The sequence below is a fragment of the Flavobacterium sp. Leaf359 genome, assembly GCF_001423985.1.
GTDB classification, from domain to species: Bacteria; Bacteroidota; Bacteroidia; order Flavobacteriales; family Flavobacteriaceae; genus Flavobacterium; species Flavobacterium lindanitolerans.
In genome coordinates this window covers 167,930-192,320 of sequence record NZ_LMPW01000013.1, presented here as the reverse complement: position 1 = coordinate 192,320, position 24,391 = coordinate 167,930, and the positions used below count along the sequence as shown (strand labels likewise).

General features: G+C 36.7%; 21 protein-coding genes. 15 read left to right on the top strand and 6 right to left on the bottom strand.

Annotated features, from left to right (window positions below):
- Window positions 1–84: 84 nt before the first annotated feature.
- The 11 genes from ASG38_RS13360 (at window position 85) to ASG38_RS13310 (ending at window position 13,295) form a co-directional block, all read left to right on the top strand.
- Window positions 85–2,817 carry a TonB-dependent receptor gene (locus tag ASG38_RS13360; protein ID WP_056071939.1) on the top strand — a complete coding sequence of 911 codons (2,733 nt, stop codon included), beginning with the start codon at window positions 85–87 and terminating at the stop codon, window positions 2,815–2,817.
- A gap of 214 nt (window positions 2,818–3,031) precedes the next feature.
- Complete coding sequence (locus ASG38_RS13355) at window positions 3,032–4,207, top strand: hypothetical protein (RefSeq protein WP_056071936.1); 1,176 nt, start codon at window positions 3,032–3,034, stop codon at window positions 4,205–4,207.
- Window positions 4,208–4,310: 103 nt separating this feature from the next.
- Complete coding sequence (locus tag ASG38_RS13350; protein ID WP_056071931.1) at window positions 4,311–4,652, top strand: T9SS type A sorting domain-containing protein; 342 nt, start codon at window positions 4,311–4,313, stop codon at window positions 4,650–4,652.
- Between the two features lie 112 nt (window positions 4,653–4,764).
- A complete protein-coding gene (locus tag ASG38_RS18050) occupies window positions 4,765–5,628 on the top strand; it encodes a T9SS type A sorting domain-containing protein (protein ID WP_056071928.1) in 864 nt (287 codons plus the stop codon).
- A gap of 88 nt (window positions 5,629–5,716) precedes the next feature.
- The gene (locus ASG38_RS17495; RefSeq protein ID WP_235498594.1) at window positions 5,717–6,505 is read left to right on the top strand and encodes a T9SS type A sorting domain-containing protein; all 789 of its coding nucleotides are present in this window, start codon (window positions 5,717–5,719) and stop codon (window positions 6,503–6,505) included.
- 141 nt (window positions 6,506–6,646) lie between these two features.
- Window positions 6,647–7,450: a hypothetical protein gene (locus ASG38_RS13335; RefSeq protein WP_056071927.1), complete on the top strand. Its 804-nt coding sequence runs from the start codon at window positions 6,647–6,649 to the stop codon at window positions 7,448–7,450.
- Window positions 7,451–7,469: 19 nt separating this feature from the next.
- Window positions 7,470–8,423, top strand: coding sequence for a hypothetical protein (locus ASG38_RS13330; protein WP_056071925.1), 954 nt, complete (start codon window positions 7,470–7,472; stop codon window positions 8,421–8,423).
- Window position 8,424: 1 nt separating this feature from the next.
- Complete coding sequence (locus ASG38_RS13325; protein WP_056071922.1) at window positions 8,425–9,735, top strand: 3-coathanger stack domain-containing protein; 1,311 nt, start codon at window positions 8,425–8,427, stop codon at window positions 9,733–9,735.
- Between the two features lie 258 nt (window positions 9,736–9,993).
- Window positions 9,994–10,923 carry a hypothetical protein gene (locus ASG38_RS13320; protein ID WP_056071919.1) on the top strand — a complete coding sequence of 310 codons (930 nt, stop codon included), beginning with the start codon at window positions 9,994–9,996 and terminating at the stop codon, window positions 10,921–10,923.
- Between the two features lie 2 nt (window positions 10,924–10,925).
- Window positions 10,926–12,218 (top strand): 3-coathanger stack domain-containing protein, encoded by a 1,293-nt coding sequence (locus ASG38_RS13315; RefSeq protein WP_157486179.1) that lies wholly within the window; start codon window positions 10,926–10,928, stop codon window positions 12,216–12,218.
- Between the two features lie 96 nt (window positions 12,219–12,314).
- Entirely contained in the window at window positions 12,315–13,295 is a 981-nt protein-coding gene (locus ASG38_RS13310) for an acyltransferase (protein ID WP_056071914.1), read from the top strand.
- Window positions 13,296–13,299: 4 nt separating this feature from the next.
- Here the strand turns inward: ASG38_RS13310 and ASG38_RS13305 are convergent, their stop codons facing one another.
- The 3 genes from ASG38_RS13305 to tyrS all read right to left on the bottom strand — a co-directional run bounded on the left by ASG38_RS13305 (window position 13,300) and on the right by tyrS (window position 17,394).
- On the bottom strand, window positions 13,300–14,730 hold the full coding sequence (locus tag ASG38_RS13305) for an anion permease (protein ID WP_056071911.1): 1,431 nt from the start codon (window positions 14,728–14,730) through the stop codon (window positions 13,300–13,302).
- A 16-nt stretch (window positions 14,731–14,746) separates the two neighbouring features.
- On the bottom strand, window positions 14,747–15,913 hold the full coding sequence (locus ASG38_RS13300; protein WP_056071907.1) for a porin: 1,167 nt from the start codon (window positions 15,911–15,913) through the stop codon (window positions 14,747–14,749).
- 185 nt (window positions 15,914–16,098) lie between these two features.
- Complete coding sequence (gene tyrS, locus ASG38_RS13295) at window positions 16,099–17,394, bottom strand: tyrosine--tRNA ligase (RefSeq protein ID WP_056071904.1); 1,296 nt, start codon at window positions 17,392–17,394, stop codon at window positions 16,099–16,101.
- A gap of 150 nt (window positions 17,395–17,544) precedes the next feature.
- Here tyrS and ASG38_RS13290 point away from each other — a divergent pair, with 150 nt between their 5' ends.
- Window positions 17,545–18,537 carry an NAD-dependent epimerase/dehydratase family protein gene (locus tag ASG38_RS13290; protein ID WP_056071901.1) on the top strand — a complete coding sequence of 331 codons (993 nt, stop codon included), beginning with the start codon at window positions 17,545–17,547 and terminating at the stop codon, window positions 18,535–18,537.
- Here ASG38_RS13290 and ASG38_RS13285 read toward each other — a convergent pair.
- The 3 genes from ASG38_RS13285 to ASG38_RS13275 are packed head-to-tail and all read right to left on the bottom strand — an operon-like array spanning window position 18,527 to window position 21,064.
- Window positions 18,527–18,943, bottom strand: a complete 417-nt coding sequence (locus ASG38_RS13285) for a DUF4296 domain-containing protein (protein WP_056071898.1) — start codon at window positions 18,941–18,943, stop codon at window positions 18,527–18,529. The genes ASG38_RS13290 and ASG38_RS13285 overlap by 11 nt on opposite strands.
- A gap of 9 nt (window positions 18,944–18,952) precedes the next feature.
- Window positions 18,953–20,293 carry a dihydroorotase gene (locus ASG38_RS13280; RefSeq protein WP_056071895.1) on the bottom strand — a complete coding sequence of 447 codons (1,341 nt, stop codon included), beginning with the start codon at window positions 20,291–20,293 and terminating at the stop codon, window positions 18,953–18,955.
- 45 nt (window positions 20,294–20,338) lie between these two features.
- A complete protein-coding gene (locus ASG38_RS13275; protein ID WP_056071892.1) occupies window positions 20,339–21,064 on the bottom strand; it encodes a polyprenol monophosphomannose synthase in 726 nt (241 codons plus the stop codon).
- Between the two features lie 217 nt (window positions 21,065–21,281).
- On the opposite strand from ASG38_RS13275, the gene ASG38_RS13270 reads away from it, so the two are divergent.
- The 3 genes from ASG38_RS13270 to ASG38_RS13260 form a co-directional block, all read left to right on the top strand.
- Complete coding sequence (locus tag ASG38_RS13270) at window positions 21,282–21,947, top strand: DUF4271 domain-containing protein (RefSeq protein ID WP_056071889.1); 666 nt, start codon at window positions 21,282–21,284, stop codon at window positions 21,945–21,947.
- Window positions 21,948–21,967: 20 nt separating this feature from the next.
- Window positions 21,968–22,720 (top strand): uroporphyrinogen-III synthase, encoded by a 753-nt coding sequence (locus tag ASG38_RS13265; protein ID WP_056072518.1) that lies wholly within the window; start codon window positions 21,968–21,970, stop codon window positions 22,718–22,720.
- 313 nt (window positions 22,721–23,033) lie between these two features.
- Window positions 23,034–24,391 (top strand): T9SS type A sorting domain-containing protein (locus ASG38_RS13260; protein ID WP_200937043.1); only part of this gene is annotated, 1,358 nt, incomplete at its 3' end.

The following is a 24,391-nucleotide window of genomic DNA, read 5'->3' as shown; positions in this document are numbered from 1 at the left end:
GTTCCTGAAACTTAAAAGTAACAGGCTGCTAACATCAGCTTTACAAAACGACCGTTCCTTTGCGCAAATTTAAACAACACACAAATGAAAATTAAATTATTATTCATTACTTTATTGCTTAGCACTCTTGGTTTTGCACAAAGCAAAAGTACGATTTCAGGAGTAATTACTGATAAGGATTTGAATAACGAAACGTTGCCATTTGCAACAGTCACAGTTAAAGGAACGACCACAGCAGCCCAAACAGATATGGATGGGAAATATACTTTAACTGTAAAGCCGGGAACTCATGTGCTGGTTTTTGCCTTTTTGGGTTATGAGTCACAGGAAGAAACCGTAACGATTAAGGCCGGAGAAACAAAAACAATAAATAAGGCATTAAGTTCCGGAAGCGTTACACTGGAAGACGTAGTGATTGAATCCGTACAGAGCAGACAAAAAGAAACTGCTCTTTTAATGGAACAGCAAAAAGCAGTTGAAATCAAGCAAAACATCGGTGCACAGGAACTTTCAAGAAAAGGAGTAAGTGATGCGGCCGGTGCAGTTACTAAAGTTACCGGAATTTCAAAACAAGAAGGTACAGGTAATATTTTTGTCAGAGGTTTAGGTGACCGTTACAATTCTACATCAATGAATGGTTTGCCTATTCCATCAAATGATCCGGAAAAAAAGAACATCGCTTTGAATCTTTTTTCTACTGATATTGTAGAATATATTTCAATTGACAAAGTATACAATCCTAGAATTTTTGGAGATTTTGCAGGTGGTAACGTAGATATTATTTCTAAAGATTTCAAAGGTAATGGTCTTTTTGAAATAGAATTAGGTTCTGTTGTAAACACCAATGCCATCAAACAGGATAATTTCATATTACAGCAGGGACCAAATAGGCTCGGATATTCGAATGCTGACCTTCCAAACAACCCATTGGGCTCATACAGTTTTAAAAACAGCCTGATTCCCGAAAAAGAAGCGCCCTATGGAGGAAATGCCAACTTCAAGGCCGGTAAATCATTCGACATTGGAAACGAAGGCCGTCTAAGTCTGTTTGCAACTGCAGGATTTGCTAATGGTTTTAGTTATAGAGAAGGAATTAACCAAAGTGTCAGCGCCCAAGGAGCTAAGCTAAAATCTTTCGACCAGAAAACCTATTCTTATAACACCAATACAACAGGAATGTTTAATGCGGCTTACCGTATAAATCCTGACCACAAAATCAATTATAACTTCCTGTTTGTTAACTCTTCTTCGCAAGTAAATGATGAATACAGAGGTTTTATTCGTGACCTTGCAGAAGATGACAATGGTTTTATCCGCAGAGGAACCTATACTCAGAACAAATTGATGATTAATCAATTATTGGGAACCCATAAAATCACTGACAAAATTGACTTAAACTGGGGAACTTCATTCAACAGAATTAAGAGTGAAATGCCAGACAGAACGCAAAACACTTTAAAGTATATTAATGATTTTAACGGTTATGTATTAGGCGTAAACACAACAACAGACAACCACAGATATTTCCAGAATCTGACAGAAGATGAATTGGCAGCCAATGTTTCTGCCGATTATAAATTCGGAAAAACCGAAGATGGTGACCCAAAAGGCAAATTGACTGTAGGATATAGCGGAAGATTCAAAAAGAGAGACTTCGATGCAATTCAGTTTAACTTCAGAATTGCAACAGACCAGATGAATACTGTTGTAGATCCTTACAATCTTGATGCTTTCTTTAATCAGACAGCCTACAACAATGGTGCTTTTCAAATTGAGGCGTTCAGCGGACTAACGCCACAAATCTACACAGGTGACCAAAAAATCCATGCCGGTTATTTCAACTTAGAATATAAGCTTTCAGAAAAACTGACATCCTTAATTGGAGTGAGAGCTGAGAAAGTGTATCAGAAAGTTTTCTGGAGAACTCAATTGGACAATTCAGGAAGAAGCAACACTTTTGACAAAAACGAAATCTTGCCAAGCATCGTATTGAAATATGAGCTAAATGACAAGCAAAACCTGCGTTTTGGAGCAAGTAAGACTTACACATTGCCTCAATTTAAGGAAAGAGCTCTTTTTGTTTATGAAGATGTAACAGAAATTAAAGTAGGTAACCCGGATCTTTATCCTTCTCAAAACTATAATGTGGATTTAAAATGGGAATTTTTTCCAAAAAATGAAGAAATCATTTCTGTAGGTGCTTTTGGTAAATACATTCTTGACCCAATCAACGAAATCACCCTGGCTTCTTCAACTAACGATATTTCTTTCCTTAACACAGGAGACACCGGATATGTGGTTGGAGCAGAATTTGAAATCAGAAAGAATGTTTTTGAAGTTGACTCGGCAAACAGAAGCAAACTTTCTGCCGGCTTTAATGCTTCTTACATGAAAACAAGCCAGGATCTTGATTCAGAAAAAGTAAGAAAAGAAACAAGCTATAACATCAACCTTACAAGTTCAAAAGACAGCTTCACAGGTGCCGCTGATTTATTGATGAACGCAGATCTTACCTATATCAAAGAATGGGACAAGAGTGATTCCAGTATTATGGCAACATTAGCATATGCCTATTCTTCTGACCGTCTTTATGCATTGGGAGTAGAAACTAAAGGAAATCTGGTTGACAAAGCAATTGGTTCTCTTGATTTTATATTAAAAACCAAACTGAACAAAAGTCTCGGAATCAACTTTACGGCCAGAAACATCTTGGACCCAAAAGTTAAAAGAGTTCAGGAAAACAGAACAGAAGACATTACGGTTCTTTCCTATAAAAAAGGTGTTGGTTTAAACCTTGGATTGACCTATCAGTTCTAAAAAAAATATTATTTAAGAATCTAAAAATGGCTGCTGACGCGGCCATTTTTCTTTGTTTGCAGCCACTGTTTTTCAGTTAACATTTGCTTTGAGTTGATAACGTTTTATTTACAAATAATAAAAACTAATATAACGATATCATCACATTCTTTTAACCGCAAACTAAAGCCTAATCTCCACTTTTGCATTAGAAAATTAATAAAAAACAACACAAATGAAAAAATCTCTTTTTAAAGCTTTCAGCATGGCACTTCTTGCATCTGCAGCTGTATTAACATCATGTTCAAGTGATGATGGAAACAACAACGGACCTTCTTCAACTTTCGTTCTTGATGCTAACAATTTCAAAGGAACAATTAATGATGGAGAAGTAGTACTAAAAACAGGTGTTACTTATAAATTGAGCGGTAAATTAGTTGTTGCAAACGGAGCTAAATTAACAATCGAGCCTGGAGCTATTATTGAAGCTACAGCAAGACCTGACAATTCAACAGAAGACATCAGATATATTGCTGTTGCACAAGGAGGCCAAATTTTCGTAAACGGTACTGCTACTAATCCTGTAGTGATGACAAGTTCTGTAAAATCTCCAGGAAAATGGGGAGGTTTGGTAATCTGTGGTAAAGCTCCAATCAACAAAGGTGCTACAGCATCTGCAGAGGTTTCAGATTTGACATACGGTGGCACATTGGCTAACGACAATTCAGGATCAATCAGATACTTAAGAATTGAGTATTCAGGATATGCTTATAACAGTGAAAAAGAATTCAATGGACTTTCATTATTTGGTGTTGGTAGCGGAACAACTATCGAGTATGTACAAGTACACGAAGGTGCTGACGACGGCATTGAGTTTTTCGGAGGTACAGTAAACACTAAATATTTGATCTCTACTTCAAATGAAGACGATTCTTTCGACTGGACTGAAGGTTGGAACGGAACTAACGAAAACTGGTATGGAAAATTAGGTCTTGGAAGAGGAAACAGAGGTATCGAAGCTGATAACAACTCTAACAATCACCTTGCAACTCCAATTGCTAATCCAAACATCAAAAACCTTACACTTATTGGACTTGGTGCTCAAGGAAGCGAATCTCAGGCTTTGAAACTAAGAGTAGGTACTAAAGGTCAATTTGACAACCTGGTATTGAGCAATTTCGTTACAGGATTCGACGTTCAACACAACGAAAGCATTGGATATGTAGCTAACGGTACATTAAAAGCTACCAACGTTAGATTTGACAACATTACTACAAAGTCTGTAGGTAAAAACACAGACGGTACAACAGTAGACGTATCTGCTATCTATACAGAATCTACAACTGCTACAGGTGCCGGAAACGGAACTGCAACTCCATCATGGGCTCAAGGTTGGACTGTTGGTCTATAATAACCTAAATTAATATGACAAAATGCCTTTCGAAATGAAAGGCATTTTTTTTGGTATAATAATTGAAATATGTTTTATATATTTACAATACCAAATCCACGCTATGGCTAAAAAATACTTTTATATTATATTCTTCTTCCTGTTCCTTTTCTCTGCAAGAGTTTCGGCTCAAGAGTCTAGGCCGGCGGCTAATGGAAAATCACAGGAGACTACCATCGAAGGTTTGAGTTTCTATCCAAATCCGGTTAGTAATGGTAAGATTTATATTACATCAAAATCAACTTTAGACAAAGAAATTGCCATTTATGATGTGCTTGGCAAAAAGGTTTTGCAGTCTGTTGTGACTTCAAAAGAGCTGAATGTTTCTTCACTTTCACCGGGCGTTTATATTATAAAAATTAAGGAAGGCGAAGCAACTGCCACTAGAAAGCTAATAGTCAAATAGTTGTAATTAAATCCTCTAAATACATTTAACTATAAATTTACACAGATATTTTTGTCTCTGACAAATTGTTTCTATCTTTGCAGTACATTTTTATAACAAAAAACAAGTTAACATGAAAAAACTTTACATTTTATTATCTGTTGCTTTTGTATCAGTTTCGGCTTCTGCACAAGTAGTTATTAGCCAAGTTTATGGAGCAGGTGGAAACAATGGAGCAACTTACACTCATGATTTTGTTGAATTATTCAACAGAGGAACATCTGCTGTAACATTGACAGGACATACATTACAATATGCAGCTACTTCAGGGACATTTAATGCAAGTAATATTCAAACATTACCATCAATTACTATTCAGCCTGGAAAATATTTTTTAATTCAGCAAGGTTCAGGTGGAACAAATGGAGTTGCATTGCCAACCCCGGATTTAATTCCTACAGTAGCCGAAAATTTTGTAATATTAAATATTGCTGCTGCAAATGGTAAGATTGCCTTAGTTAATGGTACTACAGGAATAAGCGGACCTACTGATGCAACAGTTGTTGACTTTGTTGGTTTTGGTACAGCAAATGCATTTGAAGGTAGCGGTGCAGTAGCAGCTCTTTCTTCAACAACATCAGCTTCTAGAAATAACAATGGATGTACAGATACAAATAATAATGCTTCTGACTTTACAGTTGGCCCTATAGCCCCTAGAAACTCTGCAACAGCTGCTAATGTGTGCAGTCTAGGTGTTAAAGAAAACAACATTGCTGGACTTAAAGTTTATCCAAACCCGGTAACAAATGGAAAATTATTCATCACTTCAGATGCTAATGTTGAAAAAACTGTTGCTATCTATGATGTATTAGGAAAACAAGTAGTAAATACAACTGCTACAGAGTCTGTAAACGTTTCTAACCTAAAAGGTGGTGTTTATATCGTTAAAATCACTGAAGAAGGAAAAACAGCTACTAGAAAATTAGTTATCAAGTAATTCCTTTCTTTCAAAATAATATAAAGCATCCCAATAGGGATGCTTTTTTTTGTATTATTGTTTTCTAATCAAAAAATATAACAAAAACATGAGGAAATTTTACATTTTATTACTAGTAGTTTCTTTTGGAAATAGCTACTCCCAAACAACCATATTCACAGAAAATATGGGAAATACAACTGCAACAACTGCTATAGCTTCCCATACCTTTCAAAACAGTAGTCCAATACTTTTTTCAGGAACGGCTGATATACGAAATACAACACCATCTGAAAACTATGAAGGTGCCTCTGGAAATGGATGCGTTTTTCTGGGAGGAACAACTCCTGCCAAAACCTTTATTATTGAAGGGATAAATACACTTAATTATTCTGACTTGACTTTGTCATTTGGACACTATAAAGGAACCAATGCTGGAAGCAATGAATTAACAGTACAAGTAAGCACTGACGGAATAGCATGGACTACTTTAACCTACTCGAGACCAACCGGAGCAGGAACCTCTTCCTGGATATTGATTACTCCTTCCGGTACAATCCCATCTACATCCAACCTAAGAATAAAATTCGAAAACCCAATTTCAAATGTTGGATTTAGAATTGATGATGTGAAGCTAACCGGAAATACTTTGGGGATTTCTGAAAATACAATTGCCGGTCTTAAAGTTTATCCAAATCCGGTTACCAACGGAAAATTATTTATCACTACTGTGGCTAACGTTGAAAAAACTATTGCTATATATGATGTTTTAGGAAAGCAAGTGGCAAACACAATAGCTAAAGATTACGTAAATGTTTCTAACTTAAAAGATGGTGTTTATATCGTTAAAATTACTGAGGAAGGAAAAACTGCTACTAGAAAATTAGTTATTAAATAATCTAAAAACATACTTTAAAAAAAGCCTCAATAATATTGAGGCTTTTTTTATTACACTTATTATCAATCAAATAAAAAATATTTATAATGTAAATTCTTATGTTTTTTATATATTTATGAGAAAACATATAAATCAAATTTTATGAAAACAAAACAACTTTATTTGACTACGCTATTAGTAATAACTTCTTATACGGTAAAAGCGCAAATCGGGAATACTATTTATGGAGTTGAAGCCGGTGACCATATAATAAATGGAAGCCACAATACATATATAGGCTCTAATTCGGGAGGAATAAATTACAATGGCAATAACAATGTTTTCATTGGAGATTCATCTGGTTATGAAAGTGAAAACGGCAGTAATAATACCTATCTTGGATATTATTCCGGTCTCAATTCTCAAGGGTCTAACAACATATTTCTAGGCAATAAAGCAGGAATGAATGAACTGGCAAGTAACAAATTATACATACAAAATAGCGATTCTGCAAATCCTCTGATCTGGGGAGATTTTGCTCAAAATCTGCTAAAATTTAACGGCAAAGTAGGAATTGGTTATGGTTTTGGAAACTTTCCCACAACAGCAGGCTCAGTAAACGTTTCAAATTACAACCTGTTTGTAAAAGGCGGCATATTGACAGAAGAAGTACGTGTCAATCTTCAAGGTGATTGGGCTGACTATGTTTTTGATAAAAATTATAATTTAAAGCCTCTTGAAGAGGTAGAAACTTTTATCAAAGAAAATGGCCATTTAGAAAATGTTCCTTCTGCAAAACAGGTAAAGGAAAACGGTATCGAATTGGGTGAAATTGCAAAAATCCAACAAGAAAAAATCGAGGAACTCACGCTCTATCTTATCGAATTAAACAAAGAGAATAAGGTGCTGCAGAAAAAACTGCTTGAATTAGAAGAAAAAATAAACAATTCAAATACCAAAAATTAACTGCTTAACTTTTACAATTATGAAACTATCAAAATTTTTAAATCTAGGAATTTTATTCTGCACTATTACTGCTTTTTCACAAAATGTAGCTTCAACCGCTACTTTGACAAGCGGAGGCTTAAATGCCGGCACTAATGGAACGGCTAATACATTTTATGGATACCAAACAGGTAGATATACCGGTACTGGCATAAACAATACGTTCATAGGACATGAATCAGGTCGGGAAAACACAACAGGAAAAAACAATGCTTTTATTGGCTATCAAGCAGGAGCAAATAACACAATAGGAGCAAATAATACTTTTGTCGGTTCACATTCTGGACAAACTAGCTATAGCGGTTCTAACAATGTCTATGTAGGTCAGTTTACAGGTGGAGAAAACAATGGCAACTATAATACTTTTTTAGGAATGCTGGCAGGAGGAGACTCACAAGGCTCAAACAATGTATTAATAGGAAGTAATGCCGGCTATTCAATGTCTGGAAATGACAAATTATTTATTGATAATACAGACACGGCCAGTCCTCTAATCTGGGGTGATTTTGCCCAAGATCAATTAAAATTTAACGGAAAAGTAGGCATTGGAAACGGTTTCGGAAACTTTCCTACAACAGCAGGTTCTGTAAACGTTTCCAATTATAATCTTTTTGTAAATGGCGGTATATTGACAGAAGAAGTACGGGTCAATCTTCAGAGTGATTGGGCAGATTATGTATTCAGTAAAGATTATGAATTAATGCCTCTTCAAAAGATAGAAATATTCATCAAAGAAAATGGCCATTTGCCTAATATGCCTTCTGCAAAACAGGTAAAAGAAGAAGGAATCGAATTAGGGCAGATTGCAAAAATGCAGCAGGAAAAAATTGAGGAACTGACACTTCATATGATCGAGCAAAATAAAACAATCGAAAAACAGAGTGAAGAAATAAAAGAGCTAAAAGAACTCGTAAAACAATTGATAGAAAAATAATATGAAAAAACTATATATCCTTATTTTGTTCTTTATATGTGGTCTTAAAAGCTTTGCACAAGGAACAGATGTCATCTTCTGGATTGACAATAGCGGTTCAATCTCTAATGGTGAATATAGCGAAATAAAAATATCTGTAGAAAGTCTTATCCAAAAAGTCCTTTCATGCAGTCCTGAAAACAGAATAAGCATTATCCAATATAGTGCTTCAAGAGTCACGCAGCAAGGAACAGTAATAACAACACCTCGAATTTGGATTGAAAATGATTTCTCTACTTCAGCCCCAACATTCAACAGAAGGAATAGCATTATGGGTAATTCTGATTATGCTCATGAATCTTTGGGTCTTATAGGAAAAGCACTGGATCATATTGCCGATCCAAATATTTATGGCATATCAAACCTAAATAGAACGCCGGGAAATACGCTGGTAATATATTTTTTCACCGATGCTTTCAGAGATGGACTCGTAAGCCTTTCTTCTCCCGGTTTAGGAACAAATGCTGCTTTTCAAAATTATACAGATTTTAAAACTAATCGTAACGCTACATTTATAGTAACACTCTTGCCAACTGGATCAGGAATGCCTAGCTATGACTTAGAAGCAAAAAAAGCTGCTGCTGCAATTGCAAGTGCTTCTTGTGATGCTCCTTATAATAATGTAATAGAATCTTACCCAAATGATCCTGATGGTCCTGGTACTACTCCACGATTTCTCCTATATAAAACCGATTTTTTTCTTTCGCAACAAGAGATCGACATAACTAGTGATCAGATATGTTCTGTACAACAGGTAGTATGCAGTGAGCATATTGTACTGACCTCACCTTCAAATGATGTGTATGTGCCAGTGCAAGACAATAGACAAGCATCAATTTCTATAACCGCTTCCAATGTTTTAAATTATGAAACAGTCAGCTTTTATCATGCTGGAAAAACCGTAGTGATGTTACCTGGATTCCATGCAAAGTACAGTTCCAGATACAGAGCTTATATTCAAGATTGTGAAGATGAATTTATTTGTGACTTAAGTGTACAAAACAAAAACAAAACAGCCAATTACTCTGTGAAGAAAACCGAGTCGCTAAAATTATATCCAAATCCAACTTCTGACATGACTACCATAAGTGCGGAAGAAAACATTAAAAATGTAACTATATCCACACTTCAGAATCAAGTGATTTTTAGCAAAGAAGTTCCTAAGCAAAAAACCTACGAAGTAAATCTTTCGGATTATAAAAAGGGAATATACATTATTATTATTCAGACTGAAAATGGAAATATCCTTACTTCTAAGATTATAAAAGAGTAATTACCAAAACTAATAGCCCCAACAAAATTGGGGCTATTTTATTAATAAATTCGCAAAACGAAATGATTACTTTTAAAATTAATGTTATTTTGAACAAATACAACCACACGTTAAAATTTGTTTCCCGAAACTTCTCAAAAATATTTAAAATCCATTTTTTATATTAAAATAACAAATTACCTCATTTACAGTATTTTAATTATTTTTTTATAATATAAATAGTGTTAATTTTAGGTTAAACCTTAAATCAACATTATTATGAACTTAACAAAAACCCTATGCGCAGGATTACTGCTTGGCGGATTTTTTTCTGCAAATTCGCAAAATGTCGCTTCGACTAACTTACTAACCAGCGGCGGACTTGATGCCGGAACCGTTGAAAAAGAAAATGCTTTTTACGGCTACCAGGCCGGACGTTTTACCGAAAATGCTTATAATTCCTTTTTTGGGCATTTGGCAGGCGCTAAAAATGTCTCAGGAGACAGCAATTCATTTTTTGGACATCAGGCCGGAATCAATAATGGAGAAGGCAGTTCAAATACTTTTATTGGTGCAAGTGCCGGATCATATAATTATGACGGAAGACATAACGTTTATGTGGGTTATGCCAGCGGCACATCAAATCAAGGAAATACAAACACTTTCATTGGAGCCTATTCCGGTGCAAAAGCTACAGGAGAAGGCAATGTCCTGATTGGAAGCTATGCAGGTTATGGAGAAACGGACAGCAACAAGCTCCACATTAACAATACCTATAACGTAACACCTTTGATTTGGGGTGATTTCTCAAAATACCTTATCAAATTAAACGGAAAAGTGGGTATCGGTAACGATTTTGGTGCTTTCCCAATTTTTGCGGGAGGCTTGGATATTTCGCATTACAGGCTGATAGTAAAAGGCGGCATCCTTACAGAAGAAGTAAGAATCAACCTGCAGGCTGATTGGGCTGATTATGTTTTCTCTGATAGTTATAAGCTAAAATCATTGGAAGAAGTAGAGAAATATATTGAAGATAACGGCCACCTGCCAAATGTTCCTTCAGCCAAACAAGTAAAGGAAGAAGGAATTGAATTGGGTGAAATCACAAAAATCCAACAGGAAAAGATTGAGGAACTGACACTGTATCTGATTCAGCAGAATAAGGAAATCCAGGAGTTAAAAGAAATGGTGAAAAACTTAAAGCAATAAATGTGAAAAATCTATACAGAAAACCAAAAATAGGGCTGCTTATCCTCTTTTGTTTTTTGGCTGGCTCTTTCCATTCAGAGCTTTATTCTCAAGAACAGATTATATGGGATAATGTGCCAGTAAATACGACCGGAATTACCGCAACGTATTCCGGAGGAACCCTGAACGTGATGGCTACCGGCACAGGATTGAACATGGTGTTCTACAGCATACCTACCAATCCAACAGTGTTTCAAACTACCGGCGCATGGAATAATGCTCCTTCCAAAGATTTGACCTTTACCTTTCCGGAGAAAGTAATAATAACCCGGTTTCGGGTATATGACATCAATTACGGAACCTGGAACGATTCCTTTAGCTTTTCAAACATTACATTCGGCGGAGTGACTGCATCGGCCGGATGCTGCGCTACAACAAGCGGCGTTACAGTATCAGCCGGAACTCCACCCAACACAGATGTTAATTGGTTGTGTTCAAATGCAGTAGACAGCTTTACGATAAATTACGCCAATACCAACGGAACAACTCATGCGTATCTGTTTTATACGATGGAAATCCTAAGGCTACCGTCAATAGGAACGTTGTGCTATAACAGCATTCCTCCTACTCTGCCTACAACTTTAGGTAATAATATTCAGGGTAGCTGGAGTCCCGCTACCATCAATACAAGCGTGGCCGGAACAACCCAATATGTCTTTACACCAAATGGCGGACAGACGATTCAATGTCCGATAGCAATTGATGTCACCGTATTGCCTCCCGGGCAGCAAAACTGCTGTGTTCCCGACATAACATTAACATCACCAACAGACGATGTGGCATCAGGAAATCAGGATAACCGGGAAACCTCAAACACGATTACAGCCCACAACACCATCAATTCAGGTGCTGTTGGAGTATATCATGCCAAAAGAACCATTACGCTTAAAAAAGGGTTCTATTCAGCAAACGGCTCCAGATTCAGAGGTTATATACAGGGATGTACCGGTACATTTGTAGGAAGAGAATCTCCTACTGCCGAAACGACGGATCTGAAAAAGCTGATAACCGATACTCCTGTTACGGAAAAGCTGCTTTTGTATCCAAATCCGGCGACACAAAAAGCCACCATAGAATACCAGCAGCCTATCCGAAACATTCGGGTTACCTCTATTGATGGAAAAACAATGCTTTCGAAAGAGCTTGACGCTAACTCTTATGAGATTGACCTTGCTAACTATAAAAACGGAATGTATATCGTGACAGTACAAACCGGAGATGGAAGGACAATTACTTCCAAACTGTTTAAAAAATAGTTTTCAGGTCAACATTATTTTATCAACCCCGGACAGGTATAAAATCCTGTCGGGGTTTGTTTTTAAAATAATTACCTTTGCCAAAAACAATTCCCTTTGATTGCAGCATCAGACATATTCAGTATTTCCAACAATAAGCAGTTTGAAAAAATAGCCCTGAAAGTATTCCGGTTCCAATACGACAACAATAGCGTATATCGTGAATTCTGCCAGTTTTTGAATGTCGAAAAACAACAGGTGAAATCACTGCAGCAGATTCCGTTTCTGCCAATACAATTTTTTAAGAGCCATGAGGTTTTGTCTTCAACCGAAAAAATTCAGGAAACGTTTACGAGTTCCGGAACGACAGGAATGTCAACCAGCAGGCACTTTGTTACCGATATTACTTTATACGAAGAAAGTTATCGGAAAGGATTCGCGCAATTTTACGGAAATATTGAAAATTATGCCGTGCTCGCCCTGCTGCCTTCCTATCTGGAAAGGGAAGGCTCATCGCTTATTTATATGGTTAACGACTTGATTCAATTGTCAAACCATCCGGAAAGCGGTTTCTACCTCAATAATTATGACGACCTGATTCAAAAATTACTTCAGCTTGATGAAGCTGGTGAAAATATAATTTTAATTGGCGTAACCTATGCACTGCTTGACCTTATTGAAAAGCAACAATTCCATCTGAAAAATACTATTATCATGGAAACCGGAGGCATGAAAGGAAAACGCAAGGAAATGATTCGGGAGGAACTTCATGACTTGCTCTGCAAAGGATTTGGCGTTAACGCTATCCATTCAGAATATGGAATGACAGAACTGCTGTCACAGGCCTATTCTCTTGGCAACGGAATCTTTGAATGCCCAAACTGGATGCAGGTACTTATCCGCGATACCGAAGACGCGCTGTCCTATGTTGAAAATGGAAAAACCGGCGGTATAAATGTTATTGACCTCGCCAATATCAATTCGTGCTCTTTTATTGCCACACAGGATTTGGGAAAAAAACAACCCAACAATTCATTTGAAGTATTGGGCCGTTTTGATAATTCTGATATTCGCGGATGCAATCTGATGGTGCTGTAACGGTCTAATAATAACCGATAACTTTCATCCACAGACCACCAACAACCATATAAATCACAAGCATAATTACACCCGTAATCAGACCTTTTGTCCACCAGTTTTTGATATCCACAAATCCGCTTCCAAAGAAAACCGGTGCCGGACCATGTCCGTAATGGGTTAGCGTACCATAAAATGAACCACAGAATCCCAACATAAATGCCAATAGCAGTCCCGGAATTCCTATAGAAACCCCAACGCCCAGTAATGCGGCATACATCGCCGCCACATGCGCCGTAGCACTTGCAAAAAGGTAATGGCTCAGGAAATAAACAATCATAATAACAGGAAAAGCAATCTGCCAGCTTAAATCTCCAATCTTGGTTTTTATCAATTCACTAAACCAGCCTATAAAGCCCAGTTCGTTGAGAGAACTGGCCATCATGACCAAAACGGCAAACCACACGATAGTATCCCAGGCGCCTTTTTCTGCTTTGATATCTTCCCATGTAAGCACAGATGTCAGCAATAAAAGTACCAGTCCAAGGAAGGCTGTAGTTGTAGCATCAATACCGAATAAATCTCCTGTAATCCATAAAAACAACAATACGGCGAAAGCCAAAAGCATGAGCCATTCATTTTTTGTAACCGGTCCCATTTCTGCCAGTTTTTGTTTGGCAAGTGCCGGTGCATCACCTGTCTTTTTTAGTTCCGGGGGATATACTTTATATAAAACCATAGGAATCACAAAAAAGGCAACAAGACCCGGTACAATTCCGGCAATTGCCCATGACATCCAAGTAATATGAATACCCAAATCAGCTGCAAACTTTTGGCACATGGGATTGCTTGCTGTTCCGGTCAGGAACATAGATGAAGCTATCAGGTTCATGTTATAACTGTTCAGCGTAAGAAAGGAGCCCAGTTTCCTATGTGTTTCCGGCTTGTCCGGAACCGAATCAAAACTTATGGACATGGATTTCATAATCGGATAAATAATTCCGCCTCCACGTGCCGTATTACTTGGAATTGCAGGCGCCAAAGCCAAATCCGCCAAGCCCAATCCGTAGGCAAGTCCCAATGAGCTTTTTCCAAAAATCCTTACGAAAAGGTAGGCAATTCTATTACCGAGACCTGTTTTGATAAATCCTCTGGCAATAAAGAAAGAAATTCCGATTAACCAGATTACCTTATCTCCAAAACTCCGAAGTGCCAGAGAAATTGATTTAGAAGGATTACCGGGAGCCAGAACGCCACTCAGTGCCACCGCAGCTATAGCCATCATACACATGGTTCCCATACTTGCTGCCTTGAGAATTATCCCAAAAATTGTTGCAAGAAAAATGGCCAACAAATGCCATGCTTCCGGTTTTACTCCTTCCGGAACAGGAGAAAGCCAAATTGCCGCACCAAACAGCACAGTAATGGCCAAACGGGAGAGTTTTATTTCTTTCATAATCTATAGGTTTTAGCTAAAAACGACTTTGGACCTGAAGAATAAACAACTTGTTGTCATACTTAGGAGTATCAGGAACATTCATTTTATAATCATCTATCTGCATGGCCAGTTGAATTCGGGCATTGTAGGATTTTAAAAATTCCAGGCTTAGCATAGGCAACCATGTTTGTCTTAGGTTGGAATTGACCCGATAGCTGGAATCAAGATACTCATACCGACACGAAAATTCTATAGAACTCAATCTCCTGTATTGGATATCATATCTCAAATTGGGAAGAAAATAAAAACCTCTGGTTTGGTACCTATTCAGATTATAAATTCTTTCTTCCGGTTGCAGGTTAAAAAACAAATTGTGGTTTGTGCCTTGTTTGGCTTCCAACTGTAATTCCAGCAAAAATTTCTCGGAAAGGCTGAAATTGGAAGTAATATCAAAACCGGCAGCATAGACATCTTTATGAAAAACCTGTCCCAATCCACCGTTTAGCCCCAAATTAACATTGTTCTTTTCTGACAATCGAAAAAGAACCCTACCTGCATATTGTTTGCCATTGTCTTTATCGTTGTTTTGGTTTCTGCCATTTCCGTTAAATACGGTAAGACCATATTGGACCGGCATCCTTCCAATGGAATCTCTTACTGAGACAGACGCTCCAATCTGGAAACTCTCCCAGCCATTGTTCCCAAATTCATAATATTGGTTTGAAAAATCTATGGATTTGACAATATCAATCGGATAGGTATTTTCCAATCCAAAAAAGGGCCTGAACTGTCCTGCCGTTAAACTTATCTTATCAGTCAGTTTATAGGAAATATAGGCATTTTCCAATACCTTATTCTTCGGGTCCGATTTAAAATCGGCTAAATTGACTGACATCGTTACATCAGTACGGTCGCTGATAATTGCCTTTACCTGAAGGCGCCCCCGTTTGACGAGAAACGTATTGCTGACTTCCTCACCATCGGAGTGATGCAGCCCATTAATATCTACATTTGTATTCAGGCTGGCAACATACTGTCCCTGAAAAAGTCCTTTTACTGAAAATTTAGGATAGGTTGTGGCTTCTTTTTTTTCGTTTTCGTCTGCCTGAGAAGTTTGCGAGAAAACACTGTCCGATGATAGCAGACAAATAAGAAAACTGATTTTCAAAACAGCATTTTGAAAATATCTAAATATATCCATAGTCTTTTGAATTAGCTGAAACAAGATAATTTTGGGGACCTCTTTGAAATCCAACTATTGACTATTGCATTACAAGCATTGTTGTAATCCTTTTCTCAAATTTAGGAAATATTTTGATATATTTAACATTTATCAATAAAAAAAGGAGACCGTAAAGTCTCCTTTAATTGATTTATACGAAAAGCTTAAACAGCCCTTACCACAAAATAATTTTTCTTTCCTCGTTGTAAAAGGATAAATTGACCGTTAATCAGGTCTTTTGACGAAACCTGAGATTCTTCAGTTACTTTTTCTCTATTTACAGAAATCGAGTTTTCAGACAAGGCTCTTCTTGCTTCACCATTCGACTTTAGAAATCCTGTCTTTTCATTCAGCAACGAAACAATATCAATTCCGTTTTCAATGTCTCCTTTTGCAACTTCTGCCTGGGGAACACCATCAAAAACTTCTAAGAAAGTGGCCCCATCCAATTGCTTTAAATCTTCTGAAGTTGCATTTCCAAATAAAATGTTTGATGCCTGAATTGCCTTTTCCAATTCTTCTCTGCTATGCACAAAAACCGTAATTTCTTCAGCTAATTTTTTCTGAAGGATACGCAAATGTGGTGCCTGTCTGTGCTCTTCAATCAAAGCCTCAATAGTATCTTTATCGAGGAATGTAAAAATCTTGATGTATTTTTCAGCATCTACATCAGTCGTATTCACCCAGAACTGGTAAAATTTGTATACCGAAGTTTTGTCAGCATCCAGCCAAATGTTACCGCCTTCGGATTTACCAAACTTCGAACCGTCGGCTTTTGTAATCAACGGAGTAGTCAAGGCATAGGCTTTCGCATTTTCACCGCCCATTCTTCGCACTAATTCTGTTCCGGTAGTAATATTACCCCATTGGTCAGAACCGCCCATCTGCAAAAGGCAGTTGTAATTTTTATATAAATGATAGAAATCGTATCCCTGGATTAATTGATAGGTAAATTCTGTAAACGACATACCTTCTCCTTCTCCGCTGAATCTCTTTTTTACAGAATCTTTCGCCATCATGTAGTTTACGGTGATACGTTTTCCTACTTCACGGGCAAAATCAATAAATGAAAACTCTTTCATCCAGTCATAGTTATTAACCATGAAAGGAGCATTTTTGCCTTCAGTACCAAAATCCAGAAAACGTGACAATACGCTTTTGATTCCTGCTACGTTTTTGGCCAATGTTTCTTCATTTAACAGGTTTCTTTCATCAGATTTTCCAGACGGATCTCCAATCATTCCTGTAGCACCACCTACCAAAGCAATTGGCTGGTGCCCGAAATTCTTTAGATGAACAAGGAGAATGATCTGAACCATGCTTCCAATATGCAACGAGTCTGCTGTAGGATCAAATCCGATATAGGCAGTCGTAGCTTCTTTAAGCAATTGTTCTTCTGTTCCGGGCATGCTATCATGATACAGCCCTCTCCATTTTAATTCTTCAACTAAATTTTTCATTTTTCTATTAATTTGCGCAAAGATAAGGGTATTGGAGTAATTAGAAAATCCGAATGCCTCTCATTTCTAATTTATTTGCATACAATCCAAAAGAAATTGTAGCTTTATCATTCTGGCTCAAAATCCAACAATCTCCTTATATTTGCAACTATGGTTTTAGTAACAGGCGCTACCGGATTAGTAGGTTCACATCTTTTACTCCTTCTTCTTGAGAATGGAGAAGAGGTTCGGGCACTCTATAGAAACGAGAAAAACATTCAGCAGACAAAAGCCCTTTTTGAATGGAAAGGCCGGTTGGATATTTTTACAAAAATCAATTGGGTACAGGGCTGTCTCACAGATATTTCTTCTCTTGAAAAAGCATTTGAAAATATTGATTATGTGTACCATTGTGCCGCTTTTATTTCTTTTGACCCGGGCGATGAAGAACAGATGCGTAAGACAAACATTGAAGGCACTGCCAATATCGTCAATATGTGTCTGTCTTATAACGTCAAAAAACTTTGCCATGTAAGTTCTATTGCTGCTCTTGGTGATCTTCAGGAACATGAAACCATTATTACGGAAGAAACCGAATGGAATCCTGAAATATCCCGAAGTGATTATGCCATATCCAAATTCGGAGCTGAAATGGAAGTGTGGCGCGGTCAGGAAGAAGGCCTTCCTGTGGTAATCGTAAATCCGGGTATCATACTTGGTCCGGGATTTTGGAACAGCGGAAGCAGCGAAATATTCCAACGGGTTAAAAAAGGATTGAAATACTATACAGAAGGTGCTACCGGGTTTGTAACCGTAGAAGATGTGACGCGTTCTATGTACCAGCTTATGAAAAGCAACATCCAGAAAGAACGTTTTATTTTGGTTACGGAAAGCATTACCTATCATCGACTCGCCGACCTTATTGCGACATCATTAGGTAAACCAAAACCATCCGTATATCTCAAGCCATGGGTAACCGGATTGGCATGGAGGATTGACTGGCTGATTTCTACATTTTTCTTTAAAAAAAGGCAGCTGTCTAAAGCAACTGCAGCCTCATTGCATTCACAGTCCGAATTTGACAATTCTAAAATAAAAAATGCCCTCAATTTTGAATTTGAGGACATTCCTAATTATATCTCTAAAGTTTCCGCTACTGTTTAATGTTGTCTTTTTTTTGTTTTACTTCAAATTTCCTTTCAAGAATTTTTGTCGTATCTGTTTCCTTTTTTAACTCGCTGTCTATACGCATTTTTTCTTTTCCTGCCAATTCACTGATCTCATTATACATTTTTTCGTACTCCTTGACATTTTCTATCGCATAGTACTGATCACTTTTCGCAAACTGAAGGCTATCGACTTTATATTTTTTATAGACATAGGTTGCCGGATCAATTCCATTCGAATCCAAAGCAGCCTGATTGACTCCTTTCATAGCCTGAAGTATTGCAAGATCATAGATGATATTCTTCATCTTATCTTTTGGTATAAGATTGGCAGGTTTTTCAACTGCTTTTTCCTGGCAGGCTACAACACTTAGCAAAACGAACAATAAAAAATATTTCTTCATACTTTTCTATTAACGGTCAAATTCCAATCGCATTCCCGGATGCACATCTTTTACTTTAAAATTATTATAGACCAGTTCACCATTTACAAATGTATGTGTTATTCTTGACTTAAAGGTATATCCTTCAAATGGCGACCAACCACATTTGTATAAAATATTTTCTTTTTTAACGCTCCATGGCAATCCGGCATTGACAATTGCCAAGTCTGCATAATAGCCTTCTTTAATAAAGCCCCTGTTATTAATCTTGAAAATTTTCGCAGGATTATGGGCCATTTTTTCCACGATTTTCTCTACCGAAATTTTTCCCTGATGGAAAGCCTCAAACATGGCTACAACGGCATGCTGTACTAAAGGTCCTCCGGAAGGTGCAGAAGTATAAGGATTCTTCTTTTCTTCCAACGTATGTGGCGCATGGTCTGTAGCAATAACGTCAATCCTGTCGTCAAGCAAAGCTTCCCAAAGCGCATCCTTGTCTGCCTGGGTTTTAACTGCAGGATTCCATTTTATAAGGCTGCCTTTCTTATCATAATCTTCGTTCGTAAACCATAGATGGTGTATGCAGGCTTCCGCAGTAATTTTCTTTTCCTCCAAAGGAATTTTATTGGTAAACAATTTCATTTCTTTCGCCGTGGAAAGATGGAAAACATGCAATCTGGCACCCGTCTTCTTTGCCAATTCAATTGCTTTTGAAGAAGATAAATAGCAGGCTTCTTCACTTCGGATCAGATGATGGAATTTCATTGGAATATCATCACCGTATTCCTCTTTATATTTTGCAAGATTGTTTTTGATTGTAGTTTCGTCTTCGCAATGTACGGCAATCAGTAACGGAGTGCTGGCAAAGATTTTTTCCAAAACTTCGTCATTATCCACAAGCATATTTCCTGTAGAAGATCCTAAAAACAATTTAAGTCCGGCAACCGTCCTGGGATTTACTTTCAGGATTTCTTCCAAATTATCATTGGTTCCACCAAACATAAAGGAATAGTTGGCTATCGATTTTTCTGAAGCAATCTTAAATTTATCTTCAAGCAGTTCTATAGTTGTGGCCTGAGGATTTGTATTGGGCATTTCTATAAAAGATGTAATACCTCCGGCAACGGCAGCGCGCGATTCTGAAGCGATATCTCCTTTATGCGTAAGGCCCGGTTCCCTAAAATGCACCTGATCATCAATAGCTCCGGGAATTAAATAATTACCTTCTGCATTGATGATTTTTGTTGATGATGATTTTGCGCTGATGGTTTCCGCAATTTCAACAATAAATTCGTTTTCAATTAAAACGTCTCCTTCAAAAATAGTTCCTTCATTTACTATTTTGGCATTCTTAATCAAAACACTTTTCATCTCTTCTTTATTTTTTTGCACATTAAAACTGTGAGGAAATCTCCCTTACAGATTGTTGAACATTTTCTTTACTCTTAAAACAATAACCCCAAAAATGGCCTCCTTAATAATAGAATTGCTCATTTTTGATTGTCCTTTTGTCCTGTCCGTGAAAATAATCGGCACTTCAACAATTTTGAATTTTTTGGCATAAGCCCTATATTTCATTTCAATCTGAAAAGCATAACCTATGAATTTTATCTTGTCCAGGTTAATGCTTTTTAAAACATTCTTTTTGTAACATACAAATCCGGCAGTAGTGTCGCGAATTTCCATACCGGTAATCATTCTAACATATACGGAAGCAAAATAGGAAAGTAAAACACGGCTTAAAGGCCAGTTCACAACATTCACTCCTGTCACATATCGGGAACCAATGGCTACATCATAAATACCAAAACGGCAGGAATCATACAACTTTTCCAAATCGTGCGGATTGTGTGAAAAGTCGGCATCCATTTCAAAAATGTATTCGTATTCCCGCTCAAGAGCCCATTTAAAACCATGTACATAAGCAGTACCCAAGCCTGATTTTTTGCTTCGTTGTTCTAAAAAAAGTCGTCCGGGATATTCTTCCTGAAGTGCCATTACTTTTTGTGCGGTATGATCCGGGGAATTGTCATCAATAATCAAAACATGAAACGGCTTCTGCAAAGAAAATACAGTCCTGATGATACTTTCGATATTTTCAATTTCGTTATAAGTGGGAATTATAACAATGCCGTCGTTCATATTTGCATAATTTCATCACAAAAGTAAACTTTTTATGGTAGTTGATTCATAATAAAATTATAATAATCTCCGCCTTTCTTAATTTTCATTGGGTTTATCTGATTTTCGACCCTTGCTTTTTTTAACTAAAATTCATCTAATTTCCTGGCTATCATCAATAGGCTATCAGCGAAAAAAAATAAAAAGAGAAAGTAATAAAAATCATTAATTTTACGCCATGTTAGAAATCGTTTTACAGCCGAGAATTTTAGAAAGCAAAGATTGGGCAACCGTACTGTTTGTGCTGTGCTTTATACTTATTGCGGCTACAAGAGGCGTTTTCGAAGGTCGCTTTTCTGATTTTTCCAGATTGGCATACAGCGACAAATACATCAAGATTTACAGAGACAGTGGCAATCTGATGAACTGGTTTACGATTTCACTCTTTATAGTACAAGTCATTTCCTTTGCTTTTTTCATCCAAATCATCTTGAGTTATTTTGGATATACTTCAAAAACAGACTGGGTTACTTACATTCAAATCGTCACACTGCTGAGCATCTTCATACTTTCTAAATATCTCATAGAGAAGATTATAGCTACTTCTTTTAATATTGAAGAATTTAGCGAACAGTTTAATTTACAAAAAGTCAGCTATAGGACTTATATAGGACTTTGCATCCTCCCTTTAAATGTAATCCTGTTCTATAATGATACGCCAATAGATTTATTAATATATTTCCTTATTGCTATCATTTTGTTAATAAACATACTTACTTATCTTCTTTCTTTAAAAATTTATCAAAATTTGATTATCGGCAAGTTGTTTTATTTTATTTTGTATCTTTGCGCTCTTGAAATAGCACCTTATTATTTCATGTATTATTGGTTTACAAAAAGGTAGTACACAAGAAAACGTCAACTATGAAAGTGAAAACAATTTTGGTTTCGCAGCCAGAGCCTAAAGTAGAAAACTCTCCATATTTTGAGTTGCAACAAAAGCACAAAGTCAAAATTGATTTCAGGCCTTTTATCCACGTTGAGGGCGTTAGCGCAAAAGACGTGAGACAGCAAAAAATTGACTTGAACAATTTTACAGCCATCATCTTAACCAGCAAAAATTCCATCGATCATTTTTTCAGGGTAGCAGAAGAGATGAGATATAAGATTCCCGAAGATTTGAAATATTTTTGCCAGTCTGAGGCGATTGCCTTTTATCTTCAAAAATATGTAATCTACAGAAAACGCAAGATTTATGTAGGACAAAAAGACTTCGCTGATTTATCTCCTCTAATCAAGAAATATAAAGACGAGAAATTCCTATTGCCTGCTTCAGACCAATTAAACGCTGATGCTCCGCAAACACTGAATAATCTAAAAGTGAACTGGACGCAGGCTACTTTTTACAAAACGGTAATGAGCGACCTGTCTGACTTAGCCGATGTTTATTATGATGTTTTGGCTTTTTTCAGCCCGACAGGAATCAAGTCTTTATTCATGAACTTCCCGGATTTTGAGCAAAACAACACCAGAATTGCCGTATTTGGAAGCACTACACAAAAAGAAGCTTTGGATCATGGACTAAGAGTCGATATTATGGCTCCGTCTCCTGAAGCTCCATCTATGACTATGGCTTTAGAAAAATACATTGCAAAAGCAAACAAAGAAGCAAAATAAAAATAAAATTTCAAAATATATAAAACCCTAAATTCAGTAGAATTTAGGGTTTTATTTTTCGGGAAAACGAAAATCACAAACGAATCTCCTTCAATTCTCAACGAATGTTCATCGCTTAAAATTTACTTTTTTTTATTAATTAGATTTGCCAAATGAATCAACTTCAAAGCACAAAAGGATATTTTTACATTTGCCAGATTTTTGAATTTCAAAAACCATCACACTAAGCAAATCAAAAAAAATATTTTAAAATCAAATCTACAAACAACCATTAACAACATCTGAAATGAATTCAGATGAAAACAGAAAAACAATGAAAAGAACAATTACAATTCTATTATTATTTTTATCATTACAAATGTCTGCACAATGCTGGCAAAGTATTAGTGCTGGTTACGATCACTCTTTAGCAATTAAAAATGATGGAACGCTTTGGGCATGGGGAAGAAATGATTATTCTCAATTAGGCGATGGCACTACGGCAAATAAAAACACTCCAACACAAATTGGCACAGCAAACAATTGGGTTAAAATATCTACAAGTTTAAGAACATCTTATGCCATTAAGGCTGATGGCACGCTTTGGTCTTGGGGAAGAAATCAATATGGGCAATTAGGACAAGGAGCAGCAGCTATTATAACTACCCCAACACAAGTGGGCACTGCAACTAATTGGCAAAATATTAATGCCGGAGAAGAACATTTTATAGCATTAAAAACAGATGGTACTTTATGGGGTAGTGGTAGAAATCATTATGGGCAATTAGGTGATAATACTTCAGTAAATAAATCAACACCAATACAATTAAGCACAGCTAATTGGCAAGAAATAGCTACTAAAAATGACCATAATTTAGCCATCAAAACAGATGGTACACTTTGGAGTTGGGGTTATAACGCAAACGGAGAGTTGGGCTTAGGTTATGTTATAGTTTCTCTTAATAGCATTACTCAAGTTGGAACTGATACTAATTGGCAAAAAATTTCTTCCAATGGATATCATTCTGTAGCCATAAAAACAGACGGTACACTTTGGGCCTGGGGAGCAAATTCCGGGAGTCAGTTAGGAAATGGTACCACAACTGACAGAACTAGTCCTGAACAAATAGGCGTATCAACTGATTGGCAAAAAATAGCAGCAGGACGTTCTTTTACTTATGCAATTAAAACAGACGGTACACTTTGGAGTTGGGGAGAGGGCTTATATGGAGAGCTAGGAAATGGTGTTTCTGCACAAATAAAAAGCAGACCAACACAAGTAGGAACATCTTCAGACAATGCTGATGTATCAGCAGGAGCAGAACATGTTTTGGTGAAAAATACCGCTAATTTTATAAAGTCAACGGGTAGAAATAATTATGGCCAACTTGGAGACGAAACCAATGTTGATAAAAACTCATTCAATTCTATTTTATGTTATTCCTCAACACTTTCCATTGAAGATTTTGCAATTAATGTAAAAGTATATCCAAACCCAGTTACAGATTTATTAAATCTTTCATTTGATAAAGAAATTACTGCTGTATCAATTTATAATTTATTAGGGCAAAAAGTGGCAACTAAAAACATCAACAACAATGAAAACTCTATTGATGTTTCACACTTAACTTCAGGAACATATTTAATTAAAGTTATTTCAGGTGTTGGAGTAAAAACTTTAAAAATAATTAA

Bases quoted from the DNA above. Each gene is read 5' to 3' on its own strand.
- ASG38_RS13360 (WP_056071939.1), top strand. From the start codon at position 85: ATGAAAATTAAATTATTATTCATTACTTTATTGCTTAGCACTCTTGGT.
- ASG38_RS13355 (WP_056071936.1), top strand. From the start codon at position 3,032: ATGAAAAAATCTCTTTTTAAAGCTTTCAGCATGGCACTTCTTGCATCT.
- ASG38_RS13350 (WP_056071931.1), top strand. From the start codon at position 4,311: ATGGCTAAAAAATACTTTTATATTATATTCTTCTTCCTGTTCCTTTTC.
- ASG38_RS18050 (WP_056071928.1), top strand. From the start codon at position 4,765: ATGAAAAAACTTTACATTTTATTATCTGTTGCTTTTGTATCAGTTTCG.
- ASG38_RS17495 (WP_235498594.1), top strand. From the start codon at position 5,717: ATGAGGAAATTTTACATTTTATTACTAGTAGTTTCTTTTGGAAATAGC.
- ASG38_RS13335 (WP_056071927.1), top strand. From the start codon at position 6,647: ATGAAAACAAAACAACTTTATTTGACTACGCTATTAGTAATAACTTCT.
- ASG38_RS13330 (WP_056071925.1), top strand. From the start codon at position 7,470: ATGAAACTATCAAAATTTTTAAATCTAGGAATTTTATTCTGCACTATT.
- ASG38_RS13325 (WP_056071922.1), top strand. From the start codon at position 8,425: ATGAAAAAACTATATATCCTTATTTTGTTCTTTATATGTGGTCTTAAA.
- ASG38_RS13320 (WP_056071919.1), top strand. From the start codon at position 9,994: ATGAACTTAACAAAAACCCTATGCGCAGGATTACTGCTTGGCGGATTT.
- ASG38_RS13305 (WP_056071911.1), bottom strand. From the start codon at position 14,730: ATGAAAGAAATAAAACTCTCCCGTTTGGCCATTACTGTGCTGTTTGGT.
- ASG38_RS13300 (WP_056071907.1), bottom strand. From the start codon at position 15,913: ATGGATATATTTAGATATTTTCAAAATGCTGTTTTGAAAATCAGTTTT.
- tyrS (WP_056071904.1), bottom strand. From the start codon at position 17,394: ATGAAAAATTTAGTTGAAGAATTAAAATGGAGAGGGCTGTATCATGAT.
- ASG38_RS13290 (WP_056071901.1), top strand. From the start codon at position 17,545: ATGGTTTTAGTAACAGGCGCTACCGGATTAGTAGGTTCACATCTTTTA.
- ASG38_RS13285 (WP_056071898.1), bottom strand. From the start codon at position 18,943: ATGAAGAAATATTTTTTATTGTTCGTTTTGCTAAGTGTTGTAGCCTGC.
- ASG38_RS13280 (WP_056071895.1), bottom strand. From the start codon at position 20,293: ATGAAAAGTGTTTTGATTAAGAATGCCAAAATAGTAAATGAAGGAACT.
- ASG38_RS13275 (WP_056071892.1), bottom strand. From the start codon at position 21,064: ATGAACGACGGCATTGTTATAATTCCCACTTATAACGAAATTGAAAAT.
- ASG38_RS13270 (WP_056071889.1), top strand. From the start codon at position 21,282: ATGTTAGAAATCGTTTTACAGCCGAGAATTTTAGAAAGCAAAGATTGG.
- ASG38_RS13265 (WP_056072518.1), top strand. From the start codon at position 21,968: ATGAAAGTGAAAACAATTTTGGTTTCGCAGCCAGAGCCTAAAGTAGAA.